This is a genomic window from Acinetobacter sp. 1207_04 (assembly GCF_052850415.1).
Genome location: NZ_VXCQ01000004.1, coordinates 154,980 through 171,042, shown reverse-complemented (window position 1 = coordinate 171,042; position 16,063 = coordinate 154,980). Strand labels below are relative to the sequence as shown.

10 protein-coding genes are annotated in these 16,063 nt (G+C 37.7%); 7 read left to right on the top strand and 3 right to left on the bottom strand.

Features of this window, described 5'->3' with window-relative positions; genetic code table 11:
- Positions 1 to 315: 315 nt before the first annotated feature.
- The 3 genes from FW754_RS05315 to FW754_RS05305 form a co-directional block, all read right to left on the bottom strand.
- Positions 316 to 2,823, bottom strand: coding sequence for a TonB-dependent siderophore receptor (locus FW754_RS05315; protein ID WP_446324060.1), 2,508 nt, complete (start codon positions 2,821 to 2,823; stop codon positions 316 to 318).
- A gap of 240 nt (positions 2,824 to 3,063) precedes the next feature.
- Complete coding sequence (locus FW754_RS05310; RefSeq protein ID WP_446324059.1) at positions 3,064 to 4,017, bottom strand: FecR domain-containing protein; 954 nt, start codon at positions 4,015 to 4,017, stop codon at positions 3,064 to 3,066.
- Positions 4,018 to 4,047: 30 nt separating this feature from the next.
- Positions 4,048 to 4,554 carry a sigma-70 family RNA polymerase sigma factor gene (locus FW754_RS05305; protein ID WP_446324058.1) on the bottom strand — a complete coding sequence of 169 codons (507 nt, stop codon included), beginning with the start codon at positions 4,552 to 4,554 and terminating at the stop codon, positions 4,048 to 4,050.
- A 209-nt stretch (positions 4,555 to 4,763) separates the two neighbouring features.
- Here FW754_RS05305 and FW754_RS05300 point away from each other — a divergent pair, with 209 nt between their 5' ends.
- From FW754_RS05300 to FW754_RS05270, 7 genes are read left to right on the top strand one after another with little or no spacing between them, the layout of a single operon-like run.
- Complete coding sequence (locus FW754_RS05300) at positions 4,764 to 5,075, top strand: hypothetical protein (protein WP_446324057.1); 312 nt, start codon at positions 4,764 to 4,766, stop codon at positions 5,073 to 5,075.
- Positions 5,072 to 6,769: a PepSY-associated TM helix domain-containing protein gene (locus FW754_RS05295; protein ID WP_446324056.1), complete on the top strand. Its 1,698-nt coding sequence runs from the start codon at positions 5,072 to 5,074 to the stop codon at positions 6,767 to 6,769. The genes FW754_RS05300 and FW754_RS05295 overlap by 4 nt, the downstream gene beginning before the upstream one ends.
- Positions 6,766 to 7,113 (top strand): DUF3325 domain-containing protein, encoded by a 348-nt coding sequence (locus tag FW754_RS05290; RefSeq protein WP_446324055.1) that lies wholly within the window; start codon positions 6,766 to 6,768, stop codon positions 7,111 to 7,113. Before FW754_RS05295 ends, FW754_RS05290 begins: the two co-directional genes overlap by 4 nt.
- A gap of 13 nt (positions 7,114 to 7,126) precedes the next feature.
- Entirely contained in the window at positions 7,127 to 8,335 is a 1,209-nt protein-coding gene (locus FW754_RS05285) for an efflux RND transporter periplasmic adaptor subunit (RefSeq protein ID WP_446324054.1), read from the top strand.
- Between the two features lie 3 nt (positions 8,336 to 8,338).
- A complete protein-coding gene (locus FW754_RS05280) occupies positions 8,339 to 11,446 on the top strand; it encodes a multidrug efflux RND transporter permease subunit (RefSeq protein WP_446324053.1) in 3,108 nt (1,035 codons plus the stop codon).
- Entirely contained in the window at positions 11,443 to 14,544 is a 3,102-nt protein-coding gene (locus FW754_RS05275) for an efflux RND transporter permease subunit (RefSeq protein ID WP_446324052.1), read from the top strand. The genes FW754_RS05280 and FW754_RS05275 overlap by 4 nt, the downstream gene beginning before the upstream one ends.
- A gap of 8 nt (positions 14,545 to 14,552) precedes the next feature.
- Complete coding sequence (locus FW754_RS05270; RefSeq protein ID WP_446324051.1) at positions 14,553 to 15,944, top strand: efflux transporter outer membrane subunit; 1,392 nt, start codon at positions 14,553 to 14,555, stop codon at positions 15,942 to 15,944.
- Positions 15,945 to 16,063 lie beyond the last annotated feature (119 nt).

Below are 16,063 nucleotides of genomic sequence, written 5' to 3'. Positions count from 1 at the left end.
TCTCAGCTTTCACTAGATTGTGATTAAATATTTTGATAAGTTTTTAATGGAAATATTTAGTTTCTGATTGGTGTCATAGCTCGTTATTATTCAAGTATAAATTTATTATTTCAGTTTTAAAATTTGAGGTGTAACTATGATGGGGTTATGGATTCATTATTTTATTTTTTGATTTTTTTTAAGATTGTCCTGATTTTTTTAGAAAGAGTAATGTTTTTAACATTAAATCTTTCATAGATTAAACTTTGCTTAAGGCTTATTCATTTGAGAGTTATATTAATGAATAAGCCTCTATATAAAACTATAACTTATGAACTACCAATTATATTTAACACCAACTTGAAAGTTAGTTGGTGCACCATAATAGCTATTTAACGTAGTTAAATGATATTTTTCATTGAATAGATTATTAATATTTAAATTGGCTGTTAGGTTCTCATTGATTTTATAGCGTGCCATTAAATCAACTATGCCATAGCTTCCTTGTTCAGATTTAAAAGAGTTAGTGCGTTTAACATATGTATAAATATCACTTTGCCAACGAATTCCAGTACCAACTGTTAATGCCTGATTCAATTGGGGGAATGTGTATGAAGTAAATAATTTAGCTATGTTATTTGGTACATCACTATTGAGATTATCACCTTTACTATCTTGAGAAAGATTACGCGCAAAGCTTGCTGAAATTTGCCATAAATCTGTTAGCTTACCTGTTGCTTCCAACTCAAACCCGCGGCTTTTTGTACCAGATTCAGCACGATATGGTGATACTTTTTGACCATTCGGTAGATCAATTTGTGGAGCACCCGTGATGAGTATCGCTTTATTATCTTCTTTTGTTTGATAAATTGCCGCTCCGATATTTAATTGATTATCGAAAAATTCACCTTTAATTCCTATTTCAGTGCTATTTCCAACCAATGGGTCGATAAAATTACCATTAATATCATATCGATCTTGTGGAGAGAAAATAGTTGTATAACTCGTATAAGCGGTCCACGATGGCGTTAGATCGTATGTAAGTCCCACATAAGGAATGATTTCTTTTTCTTGTTGTTTTTTATTCGTTGCCGTACCACCTGTTTCGGGATTGGTCTTTGAAATCCGTTCCCAATCATCAAATCGAGCGCCAATGATCATTGCTAGTGGGTCAGTAAGTTTAAAGCGAGCTGCAGTAAAGGCAGAAAGAGTTTTTTCGTCAGTACTGTACCATCCATTGGTTTTTAGCTCCGGTTTAGCAGGAGTATAGCCATCCCAAGTAAAAATATTATCTATTGTATTAACATTCCAACCCGTTGAGCTAGGACGTTTATTTTCACTTTTTGCATATGTGGTTCCAGCAACGATTTCATGTGTTTGATTAAACAAATCAAATGAGCCATTTAAGGTTATATTAAATAAATCTTGAGTGGGTTTGTAGTCCCAGCGTGTTCCATAAAGTAAAGCACCAGCTCCTGTCTCTTTATTGATGCCTGCACCAGAAAATACATAACCTACAGTCTCATCGGATGAAGTAATCGTTCGTGATGCAACTCCTTTTACTTTCCAGTTATCATTAATCTGATGTTCAATATCTGCAAAATAGCCAGTAGTTGAACGATCTGATGTTGACCAATTTGCAGAAGCTGAATCTGATTGTGACCAATTTATAGGTGTTCCATCAGTGTAATAGGTAGGTAAACCACTACGAGCAATACCCGTTATATCAATCTGTTGATAGCTGACTCCTAAACTGGCTTTAGTTTGATCTGATAAGTCTGCTTCAATGACACCATATGCCACTTTACGTTTTTCATTATAGCGATCAATATAAGAATCACCATCTTGATAAGCCAATACAGCTCGACCACGAACATTGCCTGACTGTGTTAAAGGTGTAGAAACATCAATATCTGCACGATAAGTATCCCATGAACCTGCACTTGCACTGACAGTAGCCTTGAAATCTTCTAATGGTTTTTTACGAACCATATTTATACTTGCACTAGCCGCGCCCGCACCAGTCATTATTCCATTTGCTCCACGAACAATTTCAACGCGGTCAAAAAGTGCCGTATCTTGGCTTTGAAATATACTTGAATATGAATTAAGTAGTTTTACACCATCTAGTAAATAGTTATCTACTGTTTGACCACGAGCATAAATTGGAGAACTATCTGAACCTATATTTCCTCCTTGCTTAGTGGATAAACCAGCAGCTTGATTTACAACATCCATAAGTTGTGTAAGATTTTGATCTTCCATTTGTTGCCGAGTGATAACACTTACCAATTGAGGTGTTTCTTTTAAACTGAGTGTTAATCCAGTAGATGCAGTGGTTGCTTTTGCAGTATATAAACCTGTGTTTTCTGTCGTTAATGGTTGAGTCGTACTTGAGGTGATGGTAATAGTTGGTAGTTTTTCTATTTCATCTGATGTTTGTAAATTTAGATTAGATGGAATAGTGCTAAGTTTAAGTTGATTCGCTTCATTTTCATTTGTTGTTTTGCTTGGGGTGATACCAAACCCACCATTTTTAAGTTTAATTAATTCAAAATTAGTGGGTTGCAATAATTTATTTAAAGCATCTTCTGCTGAATAACTTCCTGTTAAGCCCTGACTATATATTTTTGAAAGGGTCTTTGAATCATAACTGATAGTCGTCCCTGTTTGGATTGCAAGCTGTTTTAAGGCCTGATCAAGTGTACTTTTTTGAATTGAGAGACTATGCATAGTAGCGGCATAAGTAACAGTTGCTGTTAGTCCACATGTAAATGCAGGAACCCCCAAAAGAACTGCACGAATGGCTAGTGCTAATGTATTTTTTACTTGGAATGTCGACATATAAATTCTCATTTAAAAGCATGTTTATCTATAAGTCGAATAGAACAAAAAAATAGCTCATTTTTTTCTCAAGGCTTTAGAATGCTAAATTTAAGCTACAAGGAAATATTAAATATAGTAATGATTTAAAATGATTTTTGTTTTATATAAAGCTGTGAAATATTTATTTTTTATAGTACGTAATATCCGTATTGATACGGATAGAGCGCTTAAAAATATAGAGAGAATCGTTAAAGTAAACTATTTCTTTTTTACATAAAGTACATATGGACTATAAAAATTGAGTTCAAGCTGATTGGTATAAGCTAAGCTTTCTAAACTTTGGTGAGTATTGGACAATGAAAAAACACCAGAGACAGTTAAGTTTTTGATATTAGGGTCTATAAAATACTGTCCATTTTTATAGCGATACAATTCATGTAAAACTTTTTTTAGTGGCCAGTTTTCTACAACCAATAATTTTTGTGTCCAATAAGGACGATTATTTTTTAAAGGAATAGGTTTAGATATGAAGTCATTGTCAAATACAGCGCGATAACCTTGTTGAATGACTTGTGGCATTTTTTGGTTGTGAGCATTAATTGCAACAGCATGCTGATAAACATTCAGTTTCGTTTTATTATTTTCGTAGCGAACAGTAAATTGTGTGCCTAGTGCTTGCATATTGCCGTATTGAGTTTTAACAATAAATGGACGTTTTTGTTGATCTTTAGCTGTTTCTATATATATTTCGCCCTGAATCAATTCGACAGTTCGAGTATTTTTTGACAAATGGATATTGATATAGCTATTACTCGACAAAGTGAGTTTAGAGCCATCCTTTAAATTAAAGCTTTTAATTTCGCCTATTTGAGTATAGTAGTCTGCTTGCCATTTAGCCCAAGGGAGCTGATGTAAAACACATGAAATGATAAGAAGGCTTGATAAACCTAGAGTAATATTGTTTTTTAATGTTTTATTAAATTTATTTTTAGAGTCGGTAAATGATTCAGATTTTAGATTTGAGGGTAATTCACTTATACTTGACATTAATTTTGTGACTTGCGCAATCGCAAGTGCATTTTCAGGTTTTTGTTTTTTCCAATGTTCAAACTGTTGATATTCTTCATGGCTGACTTTACCTGAGTTTAAAATGACAAGCCAATCAGTAGCCTCATCTAAAACCTGTTCAGAGAGTTGTGCTGGAGTAGTCATAAAGATCAGAAACCAAGTCAATCATATTCATTATTGTAATAAGCTAATACAGGCAAGAAAAGCAAGTTTCATATCTCGCTTTACTGTTGCTTCAGAAATATCAAGTTTTTCACAAATCATTTTATAAGTTAAGCCATCTAGTTGAGATAATAAGAATACTTGTGTAGCACGTGGCGGTAATTTTTCTAAAATTTTGTGCACTTGAAATAAGGTTTCTCTAATGCAGATTTCATGTTCAACAGAAGGTTGAAACTCTTCTGGAAGTTGAGCTAAAGCTTTTAAATATAAATGCTCAACATGTTGATGGCGCCAATGATCAATAATGACATGTTTTGCAATTCCGAGTAACCACGCTTTAGGTTCTTTAATATTCTCATAATCATAGGTGCTTTTTAAGGCACGATAAAATACTTCATGACTTAAATCTTCAGATTGATGATGATGTTGAAGTTTATTTTTAAACCAACATAGTAGTGTGGTTTGGTGCGTTTGATAGACATGGCTGAACCATAATTGCTTGTTTACATTTAGATTCATAATACAGCCTAATAACAGAGAGAATAATAACTTATTTTATAGAATGAATTGACTTAAAAATAATTATGGTAATAATAATGATTATCATTATTGAAATCAATAATGAGTTTTACAAACATTAACATTTCTTTTGAGCTTTTTTTTTCTTTCATACGTCTAAGTAAATATAGCTGTGTAAAAGCAGTGTTGTTTATTGAAGTGGTCTAGTCATGAAATCCCATATTATCAAGTCGAATGTGCAACAGCATTATCGATTTATTGTACTAATACGAGTTTTACTTGCTGCATTTGGTGGGTTTGGTGTGGCAAATCTCAGTGTTGCTGTGGTTGGTTTATTGTTCCCCGATAATCTTGCAGTTGCTACCTATGCCGGTTTTCTATTGAGCTTTATTGTTTGGTTAGTTTTTATATTGGCAATATTCAGTATAAAGAAAACCTTAAATACAGTTTGGTTGTGTAGTGGAGCACTTTTAAGTTTAGGGTGTCTTGTAAGTGTCTTAAAAATTTGGGGAAGCACATGAAAGAGGGCTTTCGCCAAAGTATGGCATGGTTACATACATGGACTGGTTTAGTAGTTGGCTGGGTTTTATTTTTTGTATTCTTAACAGGTACAGCAGGCTATGTACAAATTGAATTAACCCGTTGGATGCAACCTGAAAAGGCTCTACAGTCAAGTGTAATTGTTCCCGAAAATGAACAAATGCATAAAGCATATAATTATTTAAAAAATAATCCAGACGCACAAAATGCTGAACATTGGGGAATTAATCTTTTAACCAATCAACGTGGAGCAGATGACTTTGCAGTGAATTGGACTTCTCCTGCAAAAGAAGAAGGGAAGCGGGGTGAATATAATAAAGAGGTACTTGATCTTTCATCAGGTCAGCCTGTTTCTGAGCAAATTCAGCCACGCGAAACTGGTGGCGGTTTTACACTTTATCGAATGCATTATGCTTTACATTATATTCCATATGATTGGGGTATTCGGATTGTTGGCATATGTACGATGTTCATGTTTGTTGCCATCATTTCAGGCATTATTACGCATAAAAAAATATTTAAAGATTTCTTCACCTTTAGACCTGCCAAAGGTCAACGATCTTGGTTGGATGCGCATAATGTGATTAGCGTTATTGCCTTGCCGTTCTATATTATGATTACCTACAGTGGTCTTATTTTCTTTGCAAATGCCTATATGCCTTTGGGTGTTCCAATGGTTTATGGCTCGGGAGAGAAAAATACAGAACGCTATTATGCGGAGCTATATCCAACCAACTCACGTTTTAATAAAAATGATTCTGCTGTTCCGCCTACCATGGGTGAAATCCAACAAAAATTTGTTCCTATTCAGCCTTTACTCGCAAAAGTTCAAACTGAATGGGGGGGAACACAAAAAATCAGCCAAATAAATTTTTATCCCGATCAAGGTAAAACGCCTGCAAAAATTGAATTTTACCAAACGGGTAGCGACTCTATTGCACGAAAACGTACATCTTTAAGTTTTGATTTATACACAGGTCAAAAGATTCTTCAGGATCAATCTAACCAAGACAAAGCCCCAATGGTATTCGGTACAACAGTATTAGGCTTACATGAGGGTTTATTTGCTTCACCATTGCTACGCATTTTATATGTTTTAACTGGTGTTCTTGGTACGGCAATGATTGCTACTGGCTTGGTGCTTTGGACGGTTAAACGTCGGCCAAAACAATTAAAAGCAGATCGAATGAGTTTTGGGCACTCCTTAGTTGAGCGCTTGAATATTGCCATGATTGCAGGTTTACCACTTGCTATAGCAGTGTATTTTTGGGCAAATCGACTCATTCCTGCGGATTTTGCAAACCGTGCGAATTGGGAAGTACATAGTTTATATATCACACTATTATTCAGTTTCCTTTATGCATTAAGCAGACCGATTGTACGCGCATGGATTGAAATCTTAGGTCTTGCCGCTTTGGCTTATTTATCCCTTCCTTTATTGAATTTTATAACCACAGATCGTCACTTAGGTGTATCACTTTTACATCAAGACTATGCATTAGCCAGTATTGATATTGGATTCATTGGTATTGGTTTAATTCTCGCATGGGCAACTTATAAGGTTTGGCGTAAGCGTGATTCTATTTTAAAGCTACCAGTCAAAAAAGCTAAAAAGCAACTTGCGCTCAAGATAGAGAATTCCACAGAACTACAAGGTTCCAAGGAGTTGTCATGAACATATTGTCGATCAATATTTTAACCACGATATTTTTGATTTATATCGGATTATTTGCATTAAATCTTTCGATGGAGCGTAATGCAAAACTGGTTTTGAAAGAGCCTTTGTCTATAAAAAAAATCCAAATATTTAAAGCCTTTGGGTGGATATTTTTAGCACTTTCATTGTTTCACAGTATTTTAGCGTGGGGTGTTTCGATCGGAATTACAGCATGGTTTGGTGTCATTACGTTGATTGCTGGGGCAATCGTTTTTATCCAATCTTATCGGGCTAGATTGAATTTAAACTTATTAAGAATATCTTTTTTTATTGTGATTGGATTGCAATTTTTTCGACTGTAAATGAGTGAGTTTTATGAGTAATTTAGATGTGAATACAGCGAAAAAACATACTTCATTGGGTCGAAAATTGAAATATATCATTGGATTTATCTTATTAGTTTTGTTGGTTGTGAGTGGAATATATTGGAAAAAAATTTCAAACAAACCGAAAGAAGAATATAGCCAATGGAGTAAACCTGTACCTGTACGTATTGTCCCTGTACAGCGTAATAACTTAGATGTTGAAATTAAAGCCATTGGTACGGTTGTCCCAGTGCATACAGTAAATGTGCAAAGTCAAGTTTCTGGTTTGCTTCAACAGGTTTATTTTAAAGAAGGGCAATGGGTGAAGAAAGGGCAGATATTGGCTCAAATTGACCCTGCGCCATTTGAAGTGGCTTTGGCACAAGCTGAAGGAACAAGGCAACAAAACCTTGCACAATTAAACAATGCTGAAACTGAACTTGCTCGTTATCAATTACTGTTTAAACAAGACTCTATTGCAAAACAGCAAGTCGAACAACAACAGGCATTGGTGAATCAGCTCAAAGGGCAAACGCAATCTAATCGTGCACAAGTTGATGCGGCAAAACTTCAATTGTCATATACCAAAATTTATTCACCCATAGAAGGTCGTGTTGGCTTTAAACAAAAAGACGCTGGAAACTTGATTCAAGCCAATGAAAGCACAGGATTGGTGACTATCACTCAAGTTCATCCTGTTTATGTGCAGTTTGCTGTAGCAGAGAATCATCTAACAGCACTACGTGAAACTTTAAAATCTGGTCATCAAGTACAAGTGAGTGCATGGGATAAAGCAGAGCAAAAGCAGCTTGCAGTGGGTCATGTGCAGGCATTGGATAATCAAATTGATGTCACTACAGGCACATTAAAGTTAAAAGCAGTATTTGATAATCGTAATGACAGTTTATTTCCAAATCAATTTGTGAATGTGCGTTTAAGTTCTCAAACCATTCAAAATGCTGTGACTATTCCGATTGATGCTGTGCAGCATGGTGCAAAAGGAACTTATGTTTACATCATCAATAAAGACAATAAAGCCGAAGTTAAAATGCTTAAATTGGGTTTAAGTACCAATGGGAAAATTGAAGTTTTAGAAGGATTGGACGGTACTGAAAAAGTGGTTCTTGAAGGCATTGACCGTCTTTCAGAAGGTAAGGAAGTTCAAATTATTTCTGATGATCAAAAAAATCACCCTGTAATAGAATCTGTTGCTGGATAAATCATGAATATTTCAAGGTTCTTTATTTTACGTCCAGTCGCAACAACGCTACTGATGTTGGCGTTGCTGTTGAGTGGTCTGTTGGTTTGGCGAATGCTTCCTGTATCTGCTTTACCGCAAGTCGATTATCCGATTATTCAGGTGTATACCTTTCAGCCAGGAGCAAATCCAGACACGGTACAGCGAACTATTACCGCACCACTTGAACGTGAAATGGGGAAAATTGCTGGCTTAAAGCAAATGTCTTCCAACAGTTCAGTTGGAGCATCTGTTATTACATTGCAGTTTGATCTTAGTGCCGAGTTGGGCGTGGTAGAGCAAGAAGTTCAATCTTCATTAAGTACTGCGAGTAGTAAATTACCCAACGATTTACCAACACCACCAATTTATCGTAAAGTAAATCCCGCCGATGTTCCTGTCATTACATTGGCGATTAGCTCAGAAACATTACCATTAACCACTGTCTATGACATGGTTGATACTCGGGTTGCACAAAAACTGTCGCAACTGACGGGTGTGGGGATGGTGAGCCTTGCAGGGGGGCAACGACCTGCAATCCGCGTACAAATGAATCCAACTGCACTAGCAAATTATAAAATGAGTGCGGAAGATGTTCGATCTGCGATTAATTCTGCAAATGCAAATCAACCGAAAGGAAGTTTTGATGGGCCATTTCGTACCACGATGTTGGATGCAAATGATCAAATTCGTTCAATTGCAGATTATGAAGCTTTAATTCTCCGCTGGAATAATGGTGCACCAATTCGCCTCAAAGATGTTGCAACCGTCATTGAGGGAAGTGAAGACCGTTATATGGCGGCATGGGCAGACAGCCAGTCTGCAATTTTGGTCAATGTACAGCGTCAACCAAATGCTAATGTCATTCAGGTTGCCGATCAGATTAAAAAAATATTACCTGAGTTGCAACAGAATCTACCCGATAATGTCAAAATTCGTATTTTGACTGATCGAACTGAAAGTATTCGTAGTTCGATTCATGATGTGCAAAAGGAATTGGTTTTTGCTGTGTGTTTGGTAGTGATGGTAACGTTCTTATTCCTAAGAAATCTTTCTGCCACGATTATTCCAAGTATTGCTGTACCGCTGTCGATTATTGGTACATTTGTTTTAATGTATTTTCTAGGCTTTTCTGTCAATAATTTGACGCTGATGGCACTGACCATCGCCACTGGTTTTGTGGTCGATGATGCAATTGTGATGTTGGAAAATATTGCTCGACATCGAGAGTCAGGTGAAAGTTTATTACAGGCAGCACTAAAAGGTTCAAGGGAAATTGGATTTACCCTTATTTCGCTTACAGTGTCATTAATCGCAGTACTCATTCCTTTACTATTTATGGGCGATGTGGTGGGACGTTTGTTTCACGAGTTTGCTGTGACTTTAGCCGTAGCGATTGGATTATCCCTCATCGTTTCACTCACGCTTACCCCAATGATGTGTGCGTATTTACTTAAAAATACCCAACATGCCTATTCACGTAGCCGATGGAGCTTGGATTGGGTTATTCAGCAATATGGCAAAGGATTGCAGTGGGTTTTTAAACATCAAACACTTACCTTAGTTGTGATGCTAACTACGGTCATGTTGGCAGGTGTTATGTATTGGATGATTCCAAAAGGATTTTTCCCTGTACAAGACAGTGGCGTTATTCAAGTCGTGACAGAAGCACCTGATGATATTTCGTTCCAAGCCATGAGCGAACGTCAACAAGCTTTGGCACAACAAATTTTAAAAGATCCTGCAGTTGAAAGTTTGTCCTCATTTATTGGGATTGATGCCAATAATCCAAAGCTCAGTAATGGTCGAATTCTTATTAATCTTAAACCTTATGCTGAACGTGAAAGTGCATCAGAAGTGATAATCCGTTTAAGAGGAGAATTTGAACAGGTCAAAGGCATTCAAGGCTGGATGCAGCCTGTACAGGAATTAAGTATTGAAGACAAAATTAGTCGAACCCAATATCAATTAAGCCTTACGGCAACTCATACTGCAGATTTAGAGCAATGGACACCAGTTTTGGTTGATGCTTTACGCAAGCAGACAGAATTTTCTGATGTGACCCGTGATGGTGGTGGATTAGGTTTGCAAGCCTTTATTGATGTGAATCGTGATGCGGCAGCACGATTGGATTTAAATATTGAAGACATCAGCTTGGCACTGCAAAATTTATTTGCGCAGCGACAAATTGCCACTTTATACACACAGTCGAATCAATACCGTATTGTGTTAGAACTTGCACCAGATTCAACACAAGGTTTTGATGCTCTAGCACAAACTTATATTCATAATAAGAATGGTGAGCCGATTTTACTCAGTTCCGTGGCAACAATTGTGCAAAAACGTATCCCGATTCTTATACAACAACAAGCACAATTTCCTGCCAATGGTGTGTCATTTAATTTAGCCAAAGATGTGGCATTGGGTGATGCAATTACTGTGATTCATGAAGTTGAAAAGCAATTAAATTTACCGATTGATGTCAAAGTGAAACTCCAAGGTGCTGCGGCAGCGTATGAAAACTCAAAACAGCATACATTTTGGTTAGTCATTGCTGCAGTTGTTACGATGTACATCGTGTTAGGAATTTTATACGAAAGTTTTATTCATCCGATTACTATTCTCTCCACTTTACCTTCTGCTGCAATCGGAGCTTTACTTGCGCTGTTTATGGTCAATCGGCCATTAGACATGATTGCTCTCATTGGCATAATTTTACTGATTGGTTTGGTGAAGAAGAATGGCATTATGATGGTCGACTTTGCTTTGGCTGCACAGCGCAATGAAGGTCTTTCACCGCAACAGGCAATTTACCAAGCAGCACTCATGCGTTTCCGTCCTATTTTAATGACGACTTTAGCCGCATTGGTGGGTGCAATTCCATTGATGTTGGCATCAGGGGCAGGGGCTGAGCTTAGACAACCACTTGGAATTGTTATGGTCGGTGGGTTGATATTAAGTCAAGTTCTGACACTCTTTACTACACCTGTGGTGTATTTGTTTTTTGATCGGTTACAACAGTCTTTTAGTCAACCAGACTCAAGTCAAGCGATTGCTAAAGAGCTTGCTCAAGAACAGGGGAGTAAGTCTTGAATTTACTCTCAACGTTCATTCATCGACCAGTAGCAAGTGTTTTAATCGCTATTGCAATCGTCTTATTAGGTATTTTGGCATATTTACGTTTGCCTGTTGCTGCTTTGCCACAAGCAGATATTCCAACCATTGTGGTACGAGCAAGTTTACCTGGTGCAAGCCCTGAAAGTATGTCTGCAACAGTAGCAATGCCATTGGAACGTGCCATGATGGGTGTTTCGGGGGTCAAAGCCATTAACTCATCGAGTAGTCAGAGTTCGGCACAAGTGGTTTTGAATTTTGATTTGGCAACCGACATTAATGAAGCGGCAAGAGAAGTACAGGCAGCCATCAATGCCGCCATGTCGCAGCTACCCTCAGGCATGCCCAACCCACCTGAATATTTTAAGGTGAACCCAAGCCAAAGCCCTATTTATTACTTAGCACTGAGTTCGGAACATTTATCTGCGGGTAAATTGTATGAAATAGCAAGTGATCTGTTACAACCTAATTTGGCACAGCTCAGCGGTGTGGGGGAGGTTTCTATTGATGGTGCTTCCATGCCTGCGGTGCGAATTACCTTAAATCCAAATGCGCTTATTTCGCAAGGGGTTACTTTAGAGCAGGTACGTGAAGCCATTGATAAAAGTAACCGTACACAAGCGCTTGGTGTGGTTGAAACTGAACAATTACGTTGGCAAGTGGCACTTTCTAGCAATTTAAAAACAGCGGCTGATTTTGCCAATCTGACTGTACATAAAAATGCTCAAACCATTGTACGGTTAAAAGATGTGGCTGAGGTTCAAGACTCAGTGGAAAACCGTTATGTTAGTGGCTTTCATAATGGTAAACCCGCAGTCATTATTAAAATTAGCCGACAGCCGAATGCCAACACCGTTGCAACCATTGAAAAAATTAAAGAAAGATTGCCTGAATTGCAAATGATGATCCCTGAGGATGCTCAACTTGCAACAGTAATGGATGGTTCAAAAATTATTCGGGCAGGTTTAGATGAAGCAAGAGATACTTTGTTACTTTCAATCATTTTGGTCGTGATTGTTGTCGCAATAATGCTTGGGCGAGTACAAAGTGCATTGGTGCCTGCTGTAGCTTTAATTGTGGTTTTGATTGGCGCAAGCAGTTTGGTGTACTTGGCTGGATTTTCACTTAACAACTTGTCCATTATGGCAGTCATTGTCGCTATTGGACTTGTGGTTGATGATGCTATTGTGGTTCTCGAAAATATTGAACGTCATATAGAGCAAGGCGAACAACCCATTCAAGCTGCCTTAAAGGGCATTCAGGAAGTTGGGACGACCTTGATTGCTATGAATTTAGCTTTAGTCGTGATTTTTATTTCTATTTTGTTTATGGGGGGAGTAATTGAGCGCCTCTTTCGAGAGTTCTCTTTAACATTAGTTTTTATTGTTATTTTATCGGTAGTGATTTCACTGATATTAACGCCAAGCTTATCTGCACGCTGTCTGAAACCATTGGCTAGCTATCAACATCAAGCGCTGTATCTATATAGTCATCGGTGGATGAAAAGTCTAAATCGAGCTTATTTAGTATCTTTAAAATGGATGCTCAAGCATAGCTATTTGATTATTGTGTTATGGGTTAGTGCAATTGTTGGCTCGGCTTACATTTATCAAACCCTACCTAAACGTGTATTGCCTGAGCAAGATACAGGGCAAATCGATGCCTTTATTCGAGGCGATGATGGATTTTCATTTCAAATTATGCAGCCCAAAATTGCAGCTTTTAGCGAGAGCGTTCTGAAAGATCCTGCGGTACAAAATGTAGTAGGAACTTCGGGTGGCTCAGGTGGGACAACCAATTCATCATTGATGGTGAGTTTAAAACCAAAAGCTGAACGAGATGGTCAAAGTGCTCATGAAGTTGCAGAGCGTTTGAAACAGAATGCGCCGTGGCAGGCAGGGGCAATTTTTTCTGCACGTGTAAAACAAGAGTTGGAACTTGATGATCCATTTGGTGGAAGTGGACAGGATTATATGTTACTCCTGCAATCTGACAATGTGGCATTGCTACGTGAGTGGGTTCCTAAAGTTGCATTGGCAATGCAAAAACTTCCTCAGCTTGAAGAAGTAGAGTCGATGGGCGATGAAGGTGCGCAACATGTAACTTTAGAAATTGACCGTGAGGCTGCTCGACGCTTGGGCGTAAATATAGAAAGTATTTCCAGTGTCTTAAATAATTCATTTTCACAGCGCCAAATTTCAACGATTTATGATCAGACACAACAGTTTCATGTGGTTATGGAAGTCGATAAACGTTTTACCGAACAACCTGAGGCTTTGACCAATATACGCGTACCGAATCAGCAAGGCGAGTTAGTTCCATTAAGTAATTTTGCCACATGGTCTTACGGAATTACCAATGATCGAGTATATCGTCGTAATCAATATGCTGCCATGGGAATTGGTTATGTCGTAAAACCAGAATATACCAATGAACAAGCCGATGTCGCAATTCGTTCAGTTCTACCTGAAGTGATGTTGCCAAACGAAATTTTCATGACCAGTGATAAAGAAGCCGAAGAACAAAGCTTACAAAGTGGCTTAAGCACGCCTGTACTTGTGTTGGTGGTGATTTTAATGATCTATATCGTATTAGGTGTGACCTATGAAAGTGTACTTCATCCTTTTACGATTCTGTCCACCATACCCGCAGTCGCCTTGGGAGCTTTACTGACACTATGGACATTTGGCTTCCATTTTACCCTAATTGCCTTGTTGGGAATGTTCCTACTCATTGGGGTCGTGGTGAAAAATGCCATTCTTCTCATTGATTTTACATTGATGGAAAGGCGGGCAGGAAAATCAGCTTATCAGGCAGTGTTATCAGCAGCGGAACTACGGTTTAGACCCATTCTCATGACGAACACGGCAGCATTGTTAGGTACTGTTCCATTGGCACTCAGTTGGGGTGAAGGGGCTGAATTGCGTCAGCCATTAGGTGTAGTGATTGTCGGTGGATTGGCGCTTGGACAATTACTTACTTTATATACTACGCCTGTGTTGTATTTAGTTTTGGAAAAATGTGCTGAATTTTTTAAAAGATCGAAAAATGTGCATGCGATTGATTTGGGTAAATAGGAAACAAAATGCAGAGTTTAATTTATAAAAATTTGATGAGCCTCAGTTGCGCGCTCATTTTAACTGCTTGCAGTTCTCATATGCTATTGCAACCACCTGAATATAAAATTCCACTTATACAAGCTGATGATCAATATAAATATGCAGATTTAAATTGGGTACAAACCTCAGCCATTAAAACTTCCGATGATGGGTGGTGGAACATTTATCAAGACCCAGTGTTAAGTCGGTTGATGGAACAATTGAATCAAGAAAATTTAAGTTTAAAACAAGCTGAAGCACGTTATCAGCAGGCACAAGCATTACTCGATATACAACGCGCCAATCGGTTACCAAACATCACAGTAAATGGTTCTACAAACCGTAATGGGGCAAAAAACATATCAACAAGCGGTCAATTTGGGTTGGCTCTTCAAGCCAGTTGGGTACCTGATGTATGGGGGCGAGTGGCAAAAGCCATTGAAGGGCAACAAGCCAATTTAGAAGCGAATCAAGCAGATTTAGACGCTGTGAAATTAAACCAACAGTTGTTAGCTACAGAAACTTATTGGAATATCAGAGTATTGGATGCTCAATTCGATTTGCTTGAACATACTCTAAAAAGTTATATTCGCTCAGTTCAAATTTTAAAGAATCAATACAATGCAGGCATGATTGCTCGGGCAGATGTCATACAGGCTGAAACCCAATTAAAGCAGGTACAAATCAAACAGATTGAAACAACTAGAGATCGAAATTTACAAGAAAACATTTTGTCAGTGTTACAAGGTAAAAGTGTTGCCCAATTTCAATTGACCAAACAAAAGCAAGTATTGACAGTACCACACATACCATCAGAGCTTCCGAGCCGATTATTGGTACAGCGTCCCGATGTTATTCATGCAGAACGTGAATTAGCAATAATGCATGCTGAACTAGGGTTAGCCCAAACAGCATGGTTGCCAGATGTAACAATTGGCTTAAATGGAGGGTTAAATAGCCAAATTTTTAGTCATCTTTTTCAATCGCCACAATACTTATGGTCTACAGGTTTACAAGCTGCAACCATTATTTTTGATGGTGGTACACGAAAAGTAGAAATTGCTCAGGCTCAAGCCAATTATGATGAAAAATTAGCAGCGTATAAGCAGGCGATTTTAACGGGGTGGAAAGATGTCGAAGATGCTTTGTTACAAGCATCGAGTTTTAAACAGCAACAAGATGAACAAGCGAAACTATTTGCATTGGCAACTGAAAATGAACAAGTTGCGATTCGGCGTTACAATGCAGGTTTGGTGAGTTATTTGGAAGTAGTGACTGCTCAAAACTTAAGATTACAGGCAGAGCAGACTACTTTACAATTGCAGCAATTACAATTGAATAATGCTGCACAATTGGTTGCTGCATTGGGAGGAGGTTGAGAAGGTTTTAATTAAGATATTGTTATTAATTTTTATTTAGCCAAGATTTTACCAAACTAGTAGCGTATATAAAATTTTAGATTAAAAGATATCAACACTAAAGTTTCGAAATACCTATG

Excerpts from the sequence above, each read along its gene's own strand:
- FW754_RS05315 (WP_446324060.1), bottom strand. The coding sequence starts at position 2,823 with ATGTCGACATTCCAAGTAAAAAATACATTAGCACTAGCCATTCGTGCA.
- FW754_RS05310 (WP_446324059.1), bottom strand. The coding sequence starts at position 4,017 with ATGACTACTCCAGCACAACTCTCTGAACAGGTTTTAGATGAGGCTACT.
- FW754_RS05305 (WP_446324058.1), bottom strand. The coding sequence starts at position 4,554 with ATGAATCTAAATGTAAACAAGCAATTATGGTTCAGCCATGTCTATCAA.
- FW754_RS05300 (WP_446324057.1), top strand. The coding sequence starts at position 4,764 with ATGAAATCCCATATTATCAAGTCGAATGTGCAACAGCATTATCGATTT.
- FW754_RS05295 (WP_446324056.1), top strand. The coding sequence starts at position 5,072 with ATGAAAGAGGGCTTTCGCCAAAGTATGGCATGGTTACATACATGGACT.
- FW754_RS05290 (WP_446324055.1), top strand. The coding sequence starts at position 6,766 with ATGAACATATTGTCGATCAATATTTTAACCACGATATTTTTGATTTAT.
- FW754_RS05285 (WP_446324054.1), top strand. The coding sequence starts at position 7,127 with ATGAGTAATTTAGATGTGAATACAGCGAAAAAACATACTTCATTGGGT.
- FW754_RS05280 (WP_446324053.1), top strand. The coding sequence starts at position 8,339 with ATGAATATTTCAAGGTTCTTTATTTTACGTCCAGTCGCAACAACGCTA.
- FW754_RS05270 (WP_446324051.1), top strand. The coding sequence starts at position 14,553 with ATGCAGAGTTTAATTTATAAAAATTTGATGAGCCTCAGTTGCGCGCTC.